Here is a 14,101-nt window from a genome sequence, read left to right on the forward strand (position 1 = left end):
CCTTTCCACTGTCCGCTACCGCACCGCGTCCAGGGCGTCGACCAGGCCGTGGCCGTAGTACGAGTTGTTCTTCGCCGGGCCCGTGCACGCCGTCTCCGTGGCCGCGCACTTCACGACGTCGGCTTCACCCTCCAGCAGGCGAGCCAGCAGCCAAGGCGGCGCGCCCCGGAACCGCGAAGCCAGCAGAGCCGCGACACCCGCCGCGTGCGGCGACGCCATCGACGTGCCGCACTTCGAGCCGTACCGGCCGCCGAACACCGTCGCCGACAGCGGGCACGACGGGCCCTCACCCGCTGGGGGCGTCTGGACGAAGTCACCTCCGGGCGCCGTCACGTCGATCGCGCCGTAGTTGCTGAACGACGACTTCGTGCCCGCGTAGCCGACCGCGGACACCTTCACCACTCCGTCGATCGCCTTCGGCAGGATGCCGCACGACGAGTCGACCGGGTGCGGGCGGTTCGGGTCCGTCGTCTGCGCCGTCGTGTCGAAGCCCGAGTTGCCCGCCGCCGACACGTTCAGCACTCCGTGGCGTGTCGAGAACTCGATCGCTCGCCGGACCGCTTCGTACGCCGCCGCGTCGCCCGGCTCGCGGGAACAGAAGAACATGCCCGGGTCGACGTAGTAGCTGTTGTTCGTCACCGCGAAGCCGTGCTTCGCCGCCCACACGAACCCGCAGACCGCCGACTCCGGGAAGATGTAGCCGTCGTCGTTGACGACCTTCACCGAGGCCAGCCGCACGCCCGGCGCGATGCCCGTGAAGCCCGCCGCCGGGTCCTTGCCCGCGATCGTGCCCGCCACGTGCGTGCCGTGGTCCGACGTCGTCGGTGCCCAGGACGCCGGGGAAAGGTCCGGCGCGCCGGTGACACAGCCCGCCGAAGCGGACGCCGAGACCGCCGCGGCCAGCGCCGGGTGCGTCGCGTCGATGCCCGAGTCGAGCACGCCGACCGTGACCGCGCGGCTGCCCTGGTAGATCTTGTTCGCCTCGGGCGCGTGGATCGCCCTCATGTCCCACTGCTGCGCCGACAGGTCGCCGGCCGCGGCGACCGACTTGGTGTCTTCCAGCGTCCGCACGGCACCCAGGGAAGTCCGGGCGGAAGCCGCCGAAGCGACGTCCTTACCTCCCGAATACGCCCGGTAGACGCCGATCTTCTGCTGGAAGTCCGCGTTGCGCGAGCTGGCGATCGCGACGGCGATCTCCGGGTAGTACGCCACCTTCGCGGCGCACTTGGCCGCCAGTTCCCTGTCGACGGCCGACGCGCGCGTCCCCGGCTGGTACGTCACCACGTAGGTGTACGGCGTGCTCGTCGTGTCGCAGGCGGCCGGCGCGGCCTCCGCGGCCGGGGTCGCTGCCAACAGGCCACCCCCGACGGCCAGCACGAGCGGGGCCGCCATTCGGCGTAAACGGGACATTCCACCTCCAGAGTCGGGGGTCAACCTAAACCGGCCCCGGAGACCGCGCCACCGACCAAAGTCAGGAGGAGACCTTCGACGTCGTCCGCACCCCACGCCAGCCCAGCACGCCGATGGCCGTGCCGAGCACGAACGAGACGACCGTCAGCACGGCGTGCACCACGAAGTAGGCGGTCGGCGAGCCGTCGGGCGCCCACGCCCGGTCGCTCTCCCAGAGGTTCTTGGCGAACGTGATCCAGATGATCCACGACCACACGCCGAAGGCCAGCAGGAACAGCGAGGTGCCTCGGGAAATGCGCATGCCCCAGTATGCGGCGCCGGTCGCGGCGCTAGATTGCGTGGGTGCACTCTGTTGTCTCCCGGTCGCTCAAGGTCTTCACGACGACGCTCGCCGCCGCCCTCCTGGCCCTGAGCACGCCGGCGCTCGCGGCCGCGGCGCCGCCGCAGACGGCGTGCGCGAACCGCCAGGCCCCGCCCCCGCCGGTCGACACGTCGGAGAAGCCCGCGCCGGGCAAGCCGGTCCCGGCGCCGCTGGCCGTGCCCGCCGTCCCGGCCGGCGGTCCCCGGATGGCCGAGTGCGGCCTGATCACCCCGTCCGGCGCCCTCAATCCGCCGGACGGCAACACCGCGGTGTCGTGGCTGGTGCAGGACCTCGACACCGGCGCGGTCATCGCGGCGAAGGACCCGCACGCCCGCCAGCGGCCCGCGTCGCTGATCAAGAACCTGCTCGCGCTCGTCGCCCTCGACGAGCTGAGGCCGGAGCAGGTGATCGTCGCCTCGCAGGAGGACGCCGAGCAGGAGTGCACCTGCGTCGGCCTGGTCGCCGGCGGCCGGTACACCGTCGACCAGCTGCTGCACGGTCTGCTGATGCACTCGGGCAACGACGCCGCGCACGCGGTCGCCACCGCGCTCGGCGGCGTCGACTCCGCGGTGGCGAAGATGAACGCGACGGCGGCGAAGATCGGCGCGCTCGACACGCGCACCGCGACGCCGTCGGGGCTGGACGGGCCGGGCATGTCGACCTCGGCCTACGACCTGAGCCTGATCTTCCACTACGCGATGAAGCAGCCGGAGTTCGCGAAGGTCGTCGGGACGAAGAACTTCGAGCTGCCGCCGGCCGGCGGCAAGCCGGGCGTCCCGGTGCTCAACGACAACAAGCTGCTCGGCGTCTACCCCGGCTTCCTCGGCGGCAAGACCGGCTTCACCAACGACGCCCGCCACACCTACGTCGGCGCGGCGGAGCGGAAGGGGAAGCGGCTCGCGGTCGTCATGGTGCGCGCCGAGCAGAAGCCGACGAAGGTGGTCGACCAGGCGGCCAAGCTGCTCGACTACGGCTTCGCGCTGGAGGACGACCGCGCCGAGCCGGTCGGGCAGATCACCTACCGCGACCCGGCGGCCACGGCGGAGACCGGCGACCCGTCCGTGCCCGGCGACGGTGGCACCGGCAACAGCGGCACGTCGTCGGCCGCGGCCGCGGCGAAGGCGGATCCGTTCGGGGTCACCGGCTGGATCATCACGCTGGTGGTTTTCCTGATCATCGTCGGCGGGTTCGTGGTCGGGCGCGCGCGCAAGAAGGCCGCGAACTAACCGTCCACTTCGGACACATAGGCCGGGCCGGGCTCGGGCGTGACGCGGTCCGTCGCGAGCTCGCCACCGCAGTGCCGGCAGGCAACGTAGGTCTCGGCGATCTCGCCGCAGTCCTTGTGCCGCAACAGGATCGGCGGCCCGTCCGGCCCCGCGAGGTGCCGGTCACCCCACTGCATGAGCGTGACGACGGCGCCGAAGAGGTCCCGCCCGGCGCGCGTCAGCACGTACTCCGGCACCGGGTCGACGCGCTCGAGCACGCCCGCGTCGACGAGGGTCTTCAGCCGGGCGGACAGCGTCGGGCGCGGGATCGACAGGTTGCGCGCGAACTCGCCGTAGCGCCGCACGCCGAAGAACGTCTCCCGCAGGATGAGCAGGCTCCACCGCTCGCCGACCAGGTCGAGCGCCCGCCCGACCGAGTCCGCGGTGAACCGGTGGCCGAGGTCGTTCACAGCTGCTCCGTGCGGGCCGGGACGCCCAGCAGCAGCTTGCCGGACAGCTCGTAGCTGGCCGGGTTGACCTGGAAGTGCGCGGTCGCGGTGTGGGCGTCGCGGAACCGGCGCTGCAACGGTGACGTCTCGTAGATCGCCGCGCCGCCACCGAGGTCGTACATGCTTTCGGCGACCTTCGCGGCGGTGCGCGTGACGTGCGTGGCGGCCAGCCGCAGGCCGAGCTTGAGCGCGTCCGGCACGGGTTCGGCGCCCTGCGCGGCCTGCCAAGCGTCGTCGATGCTGCTGTAGAACAGCAGCCGCGCCGCGCGCAGAGCCGCTTCGGCCTCCGCGACGGCGGCCTGGGTCTGGGACCGTTCGGCCAGCGACCGGCTGGAGCCGAGCGGCTTGCGCGTCGAGGCGAGCTCGACGAGGTCGTCGATCGCGCCGCGCGCGTTGCCCAGCGCGGCCGCCGCGACCGACAGCGCGAAGAACCCGAAGAGCGGAAACCGGTGCAGGGCAACGGCTTCCGTGGGCGGCCCACCCATCACGGAGAAGACGCGGTGGTCCGGGACGAACAGCTCGTCGGCGACGCAGTCGTGGCTGCCGGTGCCGCGCAGGCCGTTGGTGTGCCAAGTGTCGAGCACCGCGATTTCGGCTTTCGGCAGCGCCGCGATGAAGAGCGCACCTTCGTGGACGAACCCGGCGAAAAGCCAGTCGCAGTGCGGGATGCCACTGCAGAACGCCCAGCGGCCGGTCACGACGTAACCGCCGTCGACCTTGCGCCCGGTGCCCCGCGGCGCCCAGACGCCGGCGGCGACCGTGCGGGGATCGCCGAAGACCTCTTCGGCGCACTTCCGTGGGGCATAGGCCGAGAGCAGGCTGCTCGTCACGGCGATCGAGACGCACCACCCGGCGGACGCGTCCCCGCGCGCGACCGTCTCGGCGGTCTCCAAGCTGACGGCCGGTGGCGCTTCGGGGCCGCCGAGATGGCCGGGGACGCCGGTGCGGAAGAGCTGGGCGTCGACGAGCTTCGCGACCAGCTCGTCCGGCAGGGCGCGTTGCCGCTCGGTGACCGGCGCGAGGGACTTGGCGAGGCCGGCACACTCGCGGGCGGCGTCGAGCAGCTCTTCAGGCGTCGGCACCGGTTCAGTTTCTTTACCGACCACCCCGGCTGTCAAGGCTTGCGGCGCCCCAGCCAGGCGAGCAGCGCCCCGGCGCCGAAGGCACCCGCGACGGCGCCGAGGCCGGGCCCGCGCTGCAGGGTGACGTGCTGTTCGAGCCGCACCGGCGGCGGAGGCTGGACGATCTCGTGCTGGTTCTCCTTCGCCGTCGCCGTCCACGCGGTGACGAGCAGGAGGAAGCGGGACACGAGGTTGGCGAACACGAGCAGACCGATGACCGGCCCGAACAGCGCGGCCGACGGCGACTTCGTGACGCTGGCCAGGTAGACGGTGGCGACCTGCTGCAGGACGACGAACCCGACGGCGGCGAACACCGCACCCTTGACGGCGCTGCGCAACGCGACCTGCTCACGCGGCAGGCGCGCGATGACCCACAGGAAGACGAGGGTGTTGGCGAGCAGGCCGAGCACGATCGTCGCCACGCGAAGCAGGAAGATCGCCCAGGTGGCGTGTTCGAGCCCGACGAGTTCGAGCAGGAACTGCCCGATCCCGCCCCCGACGGCGGTCAGCGCGAAGGAAACGATGAGCGCGACGCCGAGCCCGATCAGCGCGACCAGGTCCTTGGCCGTCTGCTTGAGAAACGGCTGCGGCTGCTTCACCTGGCCCCACTGCGCGGTGAGCGCGTCGCGGAGGTTCGACATCCAGCCGATGCCGGAGTAGAGCGCGATCAGCAGGCCGAAGATCCCGACACCGCTGCCGGAGTCGAGGGCACCGCTGACGATGCCGTTCACGAGCTCCCGCAGCCCCGCGGGCACGGAGTTGTTGATCCCGTTGGTGATCTTGTCGATGATCGTCTTGTCGTGGTTGACGGCCAGGCCGACCACGGCGAAGGCCACCATGAACAGCGGGAAGACCGACAGCACGCTGAAGTAGGTGATCGCCGCGGCGTAGTGGTTGCCGTACCGCTCGGTGAAGGCGTCGTTGGCCCGGATCAGGTGATCGAGCCACGGGTACTTCCGCCGCAGCCGCGGCAGGAGCTTTTCCTTCTCTTCTTTCGCCACCGTGAAACGCTAACCACGCGCAGTGAACCCCGCAACGCGAGCGCGTCACGCGAGTGAGGCCGCTTCACCGCACCGGCGACAGGAACCCGATCCGCTGGTACGTCTTCGCCAGCGTCTTCGAAGCCACTTCGCGCGCCCGCTCGGCTCCCGCGGCCAGGATCTTGTCCAGCTCCGCGACGTCGTCCAAATAGGACTGCACACGGTGTTGAATGGGCGTCACCCAATCGATGAACACCTCGCCGAGGTCCTTCTTCAGGTCGCCGTAGCCCTTGCCCTCGTACGCGGCCTCGAGGTCGGCGATCGTCCGCTCGGTCAGCGCCGAGTAGATGGTCAGCAGGTTCGAAACGCCCGCCTTGTTCTCGGCGTCGAACACCACCTCGCGGCCGGTGTCGGTGACCGCCGAGCGGATCTTCTTCGCCGACCGCTTCGGGTCTTCGAGCAGCTCGATCAGGCCGTTCCCGGTGGCCGCCGACTTGCTCATCTTGCTCGTCGGGTCCTGCAGGTCGTAGATCTTCGCGGTGTCCTTGATGATGTACGGCTCGGGCACGACGAACGTCTTGCCCAGCCGGTTGTTGAAGCGCTGCGCGAGGTCGCGCGTCAGCTCGAGGTGCTGGCGCTGGTCCTCGCCGACCGGGACCGCGTCGGCCTGGTACAGCAGGATGTCCGCGGCCTGCAGGATCGGGTAGGTGAAGAGGCCGACGCTGGAGCGGTCGGAGCCCTGCTTCGCGGACTTGTCCTTGAACTGCGTCATACGGCCGGCCTCGCCGAAGCCGGTCTGGCACTCCAGCACCCAGCTCAGCTGGGCGTGCTCCGGCACGTGGCTCTGCACGAACAGGGCGCTGCGCTGCGGGTCGATGCCGATCGCGAGCAGCTGCGCGGCCGAGACGCGGGTGCGCTGGCGCAGCACCTTCGGGTCCTGCTCGACGGTGATCGCGTGCAGGTCGACCACGCTGTAGAACGGTTCGTGCGTGTCCTGCAGCCGCACCCACTGGCGCAGCGCGCCGAGGTAGTTGCCGAGGTGGAACGAGTCGGCGGTGGGCTGGATCCCGGACAGGACCCGCGGACGGCGTTCTGCTGCGACGGTCTGCTCTTCGGACACGTCAGGATTCTTCCAGGCCGTGACGTGCGGCGGGCGCCGAGGTCCCTCAGGCGTGCGGGCGCGGCGTGAGGAACGGACGCGTCGGCGCGGTGTCGGGGTCGGCGAGGACGGCTTCGGCCATCGCGGTGACCGGGCCGGGAACCTCCGGGGCGACGGGGATGACGGGGACGGCCGGGGCGAGCGCCGCGGCGGCGCGGGTCTTGCGGCGCTGGCGCAGCACACCCAGCGTCATCCCGACGATGCCGAGCGCGACCGCGACCAGCCCGACCGGGCCGAGCACGCCGAAGCTCTCCGCGTTGGCGTCGGCCCGCACGGTCGTGACGTCGGCGAAGGCGCTTCCGCCGCCGGCCAGGAGCAGCCCGGCCGGGACGAGCGCGACCACCGCGGCCGCGCGGAATCCGCGCAGCGTGGACCGCAACAGGGTTTGACCTGGGTTGCGCACCGGAGTGCCTCCCGCGAGTGACGAGCGCTGGGCCTCACCCATTCGAGTGAGGCGCTGCATGCTACTGGTCAAAAAACTACCGAGCGTGTCAAGACCTGCCGGTACTGATCGACTCGGGAGCCGAGACTATCGCCCAACCAGGGATACGGTCCGGGCGCCCCCAGCGTTCACTCCGATCATCGTCGACCGGACAGTCGACGGCCCCGCGCCTTTCGAGCACCGCCTACTCCTGCGGATCGAGCCCGCGGAGGAGCTTGCGCAGGACGTCGTCGAGCAGGCCCAGCTCCTTCCCGGAGAGGCCGGACAGCAGCTCCGACACGTTCGCGGTGTGCTCGGTCATCGCGGCGTCGACGGCCTCGAAACCCTTGTCGGTCAAGCGGACCCGGAAGCTGCGCCGGTCGTCCGGGTCGAGCGTGCGCTCGACGAACCCGGCCTTCTCCAGCCGGTCGAGCCGGCTGGTCATGCCGGCCCGGGACAGCATCAGCGTCGTCGACAGCTCGGACGGGATGAGCGTGTAGGGCGCCCCGGACCGGCGAAGCGCGGCCAGGACGTCGAACTCGCCGCGCTGCAGGCCGAACTTGCCGAACACCCGCTCCTGGGCCGGGCCGAGCACGAGCGCCAGCCTGCCCATCCGGCCGGCGACGCCGATCGCGGTCAGGTCCAGGTCGGGGCGTTCGCGGTGCCACGCCGACACGACGGCGTCGACGGCGTCTTCATCAGTCACCCGGGCAGCTTATTCGATGCAACACTATTCGACAGAAGATAGTTTGACAGCGAACTATCAGCCGTGGAACCATCGTCGGCATGACGACGAACCTCGAAACCCTGCTGGTCCGCCACGAGGAAGCCGAGCAGCTCGGCTCGACGCCCGACACGATGACCCTGCTCGCCGACGTCTCCCAGACCGGCGGGCACCTCAGCACGTCCCGCACCACCCTGAGCCGGGGACGCGACGGCGCGACGCCGCACTTCCACACGTCGTCGGCGGAGATGTTCTTCATCGTCGACGGCGAGCTGCAGATCCTCAGCGACGAAAAGGTCGTGACGGTCGGCACGGGCGACATGCTCTTCGTGCCGCCGCACACGACGCACGCCTTCGGCGCGACCGAGCGTTCGGGCGCGGACGTGCTGATCGTGTTCACGCCCGGCGTCGAGCGCTTCGAGTACTTCCGGATGATCGACCGGATCCGCCGGGGCGAGGCCGCGCCGGAGGAGATCCTGGCGTCGCAGGACCGGTTCGACAACCACTTCGTGGACAGCGCGACCTGGCGCGCCGCCCGCGCCGCCTAACCGGGGAAGTCGATGTCGTAGGTGGCGGTGACCGGGGCGTGGTCGGACCAGCGCTGGTCGTAGGCGGCCGCGCGCTCGACCACGACGTCGATGACCTTCTCGGCCAGGCCGGGGGTCGCGAGCTGGCAGTCGATGCGCCAGCCGGAGTCGTTGTCGAACGCCTGGCCGCGGTAGGACCACCAGGTGTAGGGGCCGGGCCCCTCGGGGTCGAGCCGGCGCTGGACGTCGGTGTAGCCCGCCTCGGCGTAGACCCGGCCGAGCCAGGCGCGTTCCTCCGGCAGGAAGCCGGAGTTCTTGCGGTTGCCGCGCCAGTTCTTGAGGTCGACGGTGTCGTAGGCGATGTTCCAGTCCCCGACGACCACGACCTCCCGTCCGGCCGCGGCGGCCTTCGCCCGCAGCTCGACGAGGTAGGGCAGGAACGCGGCCATGAAGCGTTCCTTCTCGTCCTGGCGTTCGGTGCCGACGTCACCGCTGGGCAGGTAAAGACTCGCGACGACGACGTTCGGCAGGTGGACCTCGAGGTAGCGCCCGCTGTCCTCGAACTCGGGCTCCCCGAAGCCGACCCGCACCTCTTCAGGCTCGACGCGGCTGTACACGGCAACGCCGTTGCGCCCCTTCACGGCCGACGGCGCGTGCACCGAGAACCACCCGTCGGGCTCGACGACCTCGGCGGGCAGCTGGCTCGCTTCGGCGCGCACCTCCTGGCAGGCGACCACGTCGGCCTTCGTGGCGGCGAGCCACTCGACGAAGCCCTTCTTGGCGGCGGCGCGGAGGCCGTTGACGTTCACGGTGGAGACGGTCAGCACGCCGTGCACGCTACCGGCCGGGCCGGCGCGTCCGGGGCATCGGGGCAGACTGCCGTTCATGAGCGGGCTGACTGTGCTGGGCAGTTGTGGTGCGTGGCCGGAGCAAGGGCGAGCCTGCGCCGGTTCCTGTTGGTGCGCAACGACTTCCGCGTCGTCCTCGACCTCGGGTACGGCGCCGCCTCGCGGTTGTTCGCGCACTGCCGGGACGGGCTGCCGGACGCGGTGGTCGTGACGCACGGCCGCCCGAGGCGCGGGCGGCGCGGGGAAGGCTGCGGAGGCACACCGGCCCCAGCTCTGGAGCAGCCTCTCCGAGGGCACCCCGAGACCATGGCGACCCACCGCCAACTCCCCCACGCTCCAACCCCCGTCAGAACGCATCCCCGGGAAGAGCCCGGCCTCGCAGGCCACCCCGGCCCCGGCCGAAGCCCGGCTCCGACCCCCGTCGCAACCCGGCCTCCGCCACACCGATCCCCGGCACCGCCGCCCGGCCCACCTGCCCGCGGAACTCCCCCTGGAGACCCCGCGGACACCGTCAAACCGCCGCTCGCACGCACGCCGCATTCAGTTGTCGTCCGTCCCCGGACGTCTCCCCCTCTCCTGCGGCCAAGCCGCCGACCAGCGCTTTCGGACGTGATCAGTTCTAGCACCCACCACCGACAAAAACGGCGCCTTGACTCCCGAAGCTACGTTAATTAGCTTTAAAGCTATGCCAAGTAGCCACCCCAGCGATGTCCCCTAGAGCCGGCCTGACCACCGACGCCGTGGTCGACCTTGCCTTAGCCCTCGTCGACGAAGCCGGTCCGGAGGCGCTGACCCTCGCCAAGGTCGCCGAACGCGCCGGGGTCGCCGCGCCCTCGCTCTACAAGCACGTCAAGAACCTCGCCGATCTCCGGCGGCTGATCGACCTCAAAGTCGTCAAGGAGATGGCCGAAACGCTGCGCACCTCGGCCACCGGGCGCGAGGGCGGGGACGCCGTCGCCGCCGTCGCCGATGCCTACCGCGACTACTTGCGGCGGCATCCGAACCGCAGCCGGGCACTCGTCACCGCTCCGGACGAAAGCGACACCGAACTCAGCCGCGCCACCCACGCCGTCGCCGAAGTCGTCTTCGCCGTCCTGCGGCCGTTCGGCTTCGACCACGCCCAGGCCGTGCACAGCACCCGGTGCCTCCGCGCCGCCGTCCAGGGCTTCGCCGGGCTCGAAGCGTCCGGCGGGTTCGGCCGCCCGGAAGACGTCGACGAGAGCTTCGAAGTCCTCAAAACCATGCTCGTCCAAGGCCTCACGGCCTACGCAGGGAAAGCAGAAAGATGACCTTCATCCTCGCCGTACTGCTCTTCACCGTCGGATTGGGCGTGCTCGACGCCCGCTTCCCCTGGACGGAGGCGCACCGATGATCGCCGGGCACTTCGGGCTGGCGGCCGCGGTCAAGGCCGGCCGGCCCGCGATTCCCGTGTGGACACTCATGCTCGCCACGGCCTGGCTCGACGTCGTCTTCGTGCCGCTCTACCTGAGCGGCGTCGAGACGATCGACGGCGAAGGCTACGGCGGCGGCCTGATCCACGCCGACTACACGCATTCCCTGGTCGGCGCGCTCGCGCTGGCCGCGCTCTTCGGCGCCGTCGCGAGCCGGTGGCTCGGCCGGGAGGCCGGGCTGATCCTCGGCGGCGTCGTGTTCTCGCACTGGCTGCTCGACCTCGTCGTGCACCGCGCCGACCTGCCGATCCTGCCCGGCAACGCGGGTGACCTGCCCGTGTTCGGCTTCGGGCTCTGGCGGCTGCCGGCCGTGTCGGCCGTCGTCGAACTGCTGATGCTGGCCGTCGGGATCGGCCTCTACTGGCGCGCGGCGGCGAAACACGACCCGAAACGCGCGCGCACGCTCGGCCTGTCGGCCGCGGCGTTCGGGGTGGTCACCCTGGCGGCCGACCTGCTCGGCGTCTGACCCACCCGTCGGGACTCAACCGTCGGGACTCAACAGGCGGAACCGGCGACCGGCTGGGTGTACTCGGCGGCCACCCACTTGGCGTCGGCCACCTTCCGGAAGCCGTTCTGCACGCCGGGGAGGGCGTCGAACTGGGCGTCACGCAGGTACTTGCCGACGACCTTCGCGTTGCCGTCTGCCGCTTCGCGAGCGTTCAGGACGTCCGCGGTCACCGTCACCTTGCAGCCGGTGGCCGAAGCTCCGGAGGCCTGCTGCTTTCCGTTGTTCAACGCGTAAATGACGATGATCGCGATGATCGCGCCGACGACGAGCGCCGTCTTCTTCGACATACCGAGGATCACGTCTGCCTCCAACCGCGCATCCCGTCCCCTTGTCAGGGTAGGCAATCCTTTACCCGGACGAACAGCGCCGAACGCCGCAACCACTCGGAGGCGCCAGCGAAGTCACCCGCCGGTGACGCACTGTGCACAACGGAAAAGAGCCCCTTCCCGGTGAACGGGAAGAGGCCCTTTCCGAGCCGGGACTCAGCCCTGGGCGATCTTCTTCGCCAGGTTGTCGTCCAGCGTCGCGAGGAACTCCTCGGTCGTCTGGAACGGCTGGTCCTTGCTGATGAGCAGCGCGAGGTCCTTCGTCATCTGACCGCTCTCGACGGTCTCGACGACGACCTCTTCGAGCTTGTTCGCGAAGCCGATCAGCTCCTGGTTGCCGTCCAGCTTGCCGCGGTGCTCGAGGCCGCGGGTCCAGGCGTAGATCGACGCGATCGGGTTGGTCGACGTCGGCTTGCCCTGCTGGTGCTGGCGGTAGTGCCGGGTGACCGTGCCGTGCGCGGCCTCGGCCTCGACGGTCCGGCCGTCCGGCGTGCGCAGCACCGACGTCATCAGGCCGAGCGAGCCGAAGCCCTGCGCGACCGTGTCGGACTGGACGTCACCGTCGTAGTTCTTGCACGCCCAGACGTAGCCGCCCTCCCACTTCATCGCCGCGGCGACCATGTCGTCGATCAGGCGGTGCTCGTAGGAGATGCCCTTGGCGTCGAAGTCGGCCTTGAACTCGTTCTGGAAGATCTCCTCGAACACGTCCTTGAACTGGCCGTCGTAGGCCTTGAGGATGGTGTTCTTGGTGGAGAGGTAGACCGGCAGGCCGCGGTCGAGGCCGTACTGCAGCGACGCGCGCGCGAAGTCCTCGATCGACTTCTTGTAGTTGTACATCCCCATGGCGACGCCGCCGCCCTCGGGGAACTTCGCGACCTCGAACTCCATCGGCTCGGAGCCGTCGTCCGGGGTGTAGCTGATGGTCAGCGTGCCCGGGCCGGGGACCTTGAAGTTGGTCGCCTTGTACTGGTCGCCGTGGGCGTGGCGGCCGATGATGATCGGCTTCGTCCACGTCGGCACCAGCCGCGGGATGTTCTGGATGACGATCGGCTCGCGGAAGATCACGCCGCCGAGGATGTTGCGGATCGTCCCGTTCGGGGACAGCCACATCTTCTTGAGGCCGAACTCCTCGACGCGCGCCTCGTCCGGGGTGATCGTGGCGCACTTGACGCCGACGCCGTGCTTCTTGATGGCGTTCGCGGAGTCGATCGTGACCTGGTCGTCGGTGCGGTCCCGCTCCTCGATACCCAGGTCGTAGTAGTCCAGGTTCACGTCCAGGTACGGGTGGATCAGCTTGTCCTTGATGAACTGCCAAATGATGCGGGTCATCTCATCGCCGTCGAGTTCGACGACGGTGCCCTGGACCTTGATCTTGGCCATGAGCAGCGGTGCTCCTTCCGCGGATCTTCGCGTTGCTTCATACGTCTCGCCGGTAGCGGTACAAGCGTACTGCTTGACGGAGCTTGATGGTTCCAGTAGTGGTCGGCATCAAGTCTCCACCCGCACTTTGTGTCACAGCTCACCGGGCGCCGTCCGGTGAGCCGAGACGACCGTTCGCCGAGCGGACGTCGCACCCGGGAGTGAACCGAGGCACGATGCCACCCGTGAATCCAGCATGCGGGAGGTGACGGCCATGACGACCCATCGGTACGCGGAGTACGAAGACGACTACGAAGAGTACGAAGAGACGCCGGATGCGCTCGACGAACGGCCGCGCCGCGGCGTCGCACACCTGGTCAGCGCGCTGGGCGGGCTCCTGCTCACCCCGGTCGCGCTGGGCCTGCTGAGCTGGGGCGGGCTGCGCCAGCAGCAGCTGATCCAGGCGACGCTGAGCACCAACCGCGACCCGCTCGGCATCGCGCTGCTGGCCGGCGGGGCGATCCTGCTGCTGGTCGTCGCCGCGCTCGGAGCGCTGTCGGCGGCGGGCCCGATCCTCGGTGGCCTGATCTACGGCGTGCTGCCCGGCGTCGCCGCGATGGCCGTCCCCGAATGGGGCTTCAAGCTGGTGAACATGATGCCGAAGAGCGACATCGCGTACGGCGTCATGGACTTCCTCTTCATCGGCGGCCTGCTCGGCGTGGGCTTCCTCCTGGTCGGCAGCGGACTCGCCAACGCACTGGTCCGGCGGCGGCGCGAAGCCTGACTCCGCGCCGGTGGCATCATCGGCGGATGGGACTGTTCACCGTCGCGGAGGCACGGGACGAACTGGCGCGGCTGCGGCCGGTCCTCGACGAACTCGTGCGCGTCCGCGCCGACGCGGCCGAGCTCGCGGCCTCGCTGCGGCCGGGCGGCCCCGCCACCGAGCTGGGCGGGCTGCCGGAGTGGAAGGCCGCGCAGGCCCGCCTCGACGACCTGATGACGACCGTGCAGCGCACCGGCGCCGAGCTCAAGGGGTTCGCGCCGCTGCTGATCGACTTCCCGGCCGAGCTGGACGGCACCGACGTGCTGCTGTGCTGGCTCGAAGGCGACCGCGAGCTGGGCTGGTACCACCGCACGGACCTGGGTTTCGCCGGCCGCCGCCCGCTGAAAATCGCTGGTCAGCCCGGCTAGG

At 70.2% G+C, this 14,101-nt stretch carries 17 protein-coding genes; 6 read left to right on the plus strand and 11 right to left on the minus strand.

Features of this window, described 5'->3' with window-relative positions; translation table 11 throughout:
- Positions 1–15 precede the first annotated feature (15 nt).
- Positions 16–1,410: a S8 family peptidase gene (locus tag CF165_RS19005; RefSeq protein ID WP_167441506.1), complete on the minus strand. Its 1,395-nt coding sequence runs from the start codon at positions 1,408–1,410 to the stop codon at positions 16–18.
- 61 nt (positions 1,411–1,471) lie between these two features.
- A complete protein-coding gene (locus tag CF165_RS19010) occupies positions 1,472–1,711 on the minus strand; it encodes an SCO4848 family membrane protein (protein ID WP_093948875.1) in 240 nt (79 codons plus the stop codon).
- 41 nt (positions 1,712–1,752) lie between these two features.
- On the opposite strand from CF165_RS19010, the gene CF165_RS19015 reads away from it, so the two are divergent.
- A complete protein-coding gene (locus CF165_RS19015) occupies positions 1,753–2,997 on the plus strand; it encodes a D-alanyl-D-alanine carboxypeptidase family protein (protein WP_093948876.1) in 1,245 nt (414 codons plus the stop codon).
- On the opposite strand, the gene CF165_RS19020 is transcribed toward CF165_RS19015, so the two are convergent.
- The 6 genes from CF165_RS19020 to CF165_RS19045 all read right to left on the minus strand — a co-directional run bounded on the left by CF165_RS19020 (position 2,994) and on the right by CF165_RS19045 (position 7,872).
- Positions 2,994–3,446 carry a winged helix-turn-helix transcriptional regulator gene (locus CF165_RS19020; RefSeq protein ID WP_093948877.1) on the minus strand — a complete coding sequence of 151 codons (453 nt, stop codon included), beginning with the start codon at positions 3,444–3,446 and terminating at the stop codon, positions 2,994–2,996. The two genes, CF165_RS19015 and CF165_RS19020, sit on opposite strands and share 4 nt — an antisense overlap.
- Entirely contained in the window at positions 3,443–4,567 is a 1,125-nt protein-coding gene (locus CF165_RS19025) for an acyl-CoA dehydrogenase family protein (RefSeq protein ID WP_205660908.1), read from the minus strand. The genes CF165_RS19020 and CF165_RS19025 overlap by 4 nt, the downstream gene beginning before the upstream one ends.
- 32 nt (positions 4,568–4,599) lie before the next feature.
- Entirely contained in the window at positions 4,600–5,607 is a 1,008-nt protein-coding gene (gene yhjD, locus CF165_RS19030; RefSeq protein WP_093948878.1) for an inner membrane protein YhjD, read from the minus strand.
- 64 nt (positions 5,608–5,671) lie between these two features.
- On the minus strand, positions 5,672–6,706 hold the full coding sequence (trpS, locus tag CF165_RS19035; RefSeq protein ID WP_093948879.1) for a tryptophan--tRNA ligase: 1,035 nt from the start codon (positions 6,704–6,706) through the stop codon (positions 5,672–5,674).
- A 46-nt stretch (positions 6,707–6,752) separates the two neighbouring features.
- A complete protein-coding gene (locus tag CF165_RS19040) occupies positions 6,753–7,124 on the minus strand; it encodes a hypothetical protein (RefSeq protein ID WP_205660914.1) in 372 nt (123 codons plus the stop codon).
- Between the two features lie 247 nt (positions 7,125–7,371).
- Positions 7,372–7,872, minus strand: a complete 501-nt coding sequence (locus CF165_RS19045) for a MarR family winged helix-turn-helix transcriptional regulator (protein ID WP_093948881.1) — start codon at positions 7,870–7,872, stop codon at positions 7,372–7,374.
- 80 nt (positions 7,873–7,952) lie between these two features.
- Here CF165_RS19045 and CF165_RS19050 point away from each other — a divergent pair, with 80 nt between their 5' ends.
- Positions 7,953–8,438, plus strand: coding sequence for a cupin domain-containing protein (locus CF165_RS19050; protein ID WP_093948882.1), 486 nt, complete (start codon positions 7,953–7,955; stop codon positions 8,436–8,438).
- Here the strand turns inward: CF165_RS19050 and CF165_RS19055 are convergent.
- Positions 8,435–9,253: an exodeoxyribonuclease III gene (locus CF165_RS19055; protein ID WP_093948883.1), complete on the minus strand. Its 819-nt coding sequence runs from the start codon at positions 9,251–9,253 to the stop codon at positions 8,435–8,437. The genes CF165_RS19050 and CF165_RS19055 overlap by 4 nt on opposite strands.
- Positions 9,254–9,972: 719 nt before the next feature.
- Here CF165_RS19055 and CF165_RS19065 point away from each other — a divergent pair.
- A complete protein-coding gene (locus tag CF165_RS19065; RefSeq protein WP_093948884.1) occupies positions 9,973–10,554 on the plus strand; it encodes a TetR/AcrR family transcriptional regulator in 582 nt (193 codons plus the stop codon).
- A 79-nt stretch (positions 10,555–10,633) separates the two neighbouring features.
- Positions 10,634–11,182: a permease gene (locus CF165_RS19070; RefSeq protein WP_093948885.1), complete on the plus strand. Its 549-nt coding sequence runs from the start codon at positions 10,634–10,636 to the stop codon at positions 11,180–11,182.
- 29 nt (positions 11,183–11,211) lie between these two features.
- Here CF165_RS19070 and CF165_RS19075 read toward each other — a convergent pair whose 3' ends face one another.
- Both CF165_RS19075 and CF165_RS19080 read right to left on the minus strand, forming a co-directional pair.
- On the minus strand, positions 11,212–11,511 hold the full coding sequence (locus CF165_RS19075) for an SH3 domain-containing protein (protein ID WP_093949006.1): 300 nt from the start codon (positions 11,509–11,511) through the stop codon (positions 11,212–11,214).
- A 195-nt stretch (positions 11,512–11,706) separates the two neighbouring features.
- The gene (locus tag CF165_RS19080; RefSeq protein WP_093948886.1) at positions 11,707–12,930 is read right to left on the minus strand and encodes an NADP-dependent isocitrate dehydrogenase; all 1,224 of its coding nucleotides are present in this window, start codon (positions 12,928–12,930) and stop codon (positions 11,707–11,709) included.
- A gap of 253 nt (positions 12,931–13,183) precedes the next feature.
- Between CF165_RS19080 and CF165_RS19085 the strand changes: the two genes are divergently transcribed.
- Positions 13,184–13,693, plus strand: a complete 510-nt coding sequence (locus CF165_RS19085; RefSeq protein WP_093948887.1) for a hypothetical protein — start codon at positions 13,184–13,186, stop codon at positions 13,691–13,693.
- 26 nt (positions 13,694–13,719) lie between these two features.
- Positions 13,720–14,100 carry a DUF2203 domain-containing protein gene (locus tag CF165_RS19090; RefSeq protein ID WP_093948888.1) on the plus strand — a complete coding sequence of 127 codons (381 nt, stop codon included), beginning with the start codon at positions 13,720–13,722 and terminating at the stop codon, positions 14,098–14,100.
- Position 14,101 lies beyond the last annotated feature (1 nt).

Source organism: Amycolatopsis vastitatis (genome assembly GCF_002234595.1).
Lineage (GTDB): Bacteria > Actinomycetota > Actinomycetes > Mycobacteriales > Pseudonocardiaceae > Amycolatopsis > Amycolatopsis vastitatis.

Bases quoted from the DNA above. Each gene is read 5' to 3' on its own strand.
- CF165_RS19005 (WP_167441506.1), bottom strand. From the start codon at position 1,410: ATGTCCCGTTTACGCCGAATGGCGGCCCCGCTCGTGCTGGCCGTCGGG.
- CF165_RS19065 (WP_093948884.1), top strand. From the start codon at position 9,973: ATGTCCCCTAGAGCCGGCCTGACCACCGACGCCGTGGTCGACCTTGCC.
- CF165_RS19090 (WP_093948888.1), top strand. From the start codon at position 13,720: ATGGGACTGTTCACCGTCGCGGAGGCACGGGACGAACTGGCGCGGCTG.
- CF165_RS19080 (WP_093948886.1), bottom strand. From the start codon at position 12,930: ATGGCCAAGATCAAGGTCCAGGGCACCGTCGTCGAACTCGACGGCGAT.
- CF165_RS19010 (WP_093948875.1), bottom strand. From the start codon at position 1,711: ATGCGCATTTCCCGAGGCACCTCGCTGTTCCTGCTGGCCTTCGGCGTG.
- CF165_RS19050 (WP_093948882.1), top strand. From the start codon at position 7,953: ATGACGACGAACCTCGAAACCCTGCTGGTCCGCCACGAGGAAGCCGAG.
- CF165_RS19075 (WP_093949006.1), bottom strand. From the start codon at position 11,511: ATGTCGAAGAAGACGGCGCTCGTCGTCGGCGCGATCATCGCGATCATC.
- CF165_RS19085 (WP_093948887.1), top strand. From the start codon at position 13,184: ATGACGACCCATCGGTACGCGGAGTACGAAGACGACTACGAAGAGTAC.
- CF165_RS19070 (WP_093948885.1), top strand. From the start codon at position 10,634: ATGATCGCCGGGCACTTCGGGCTGGCGGCCGCGGTCAAGGCCGGCCGG.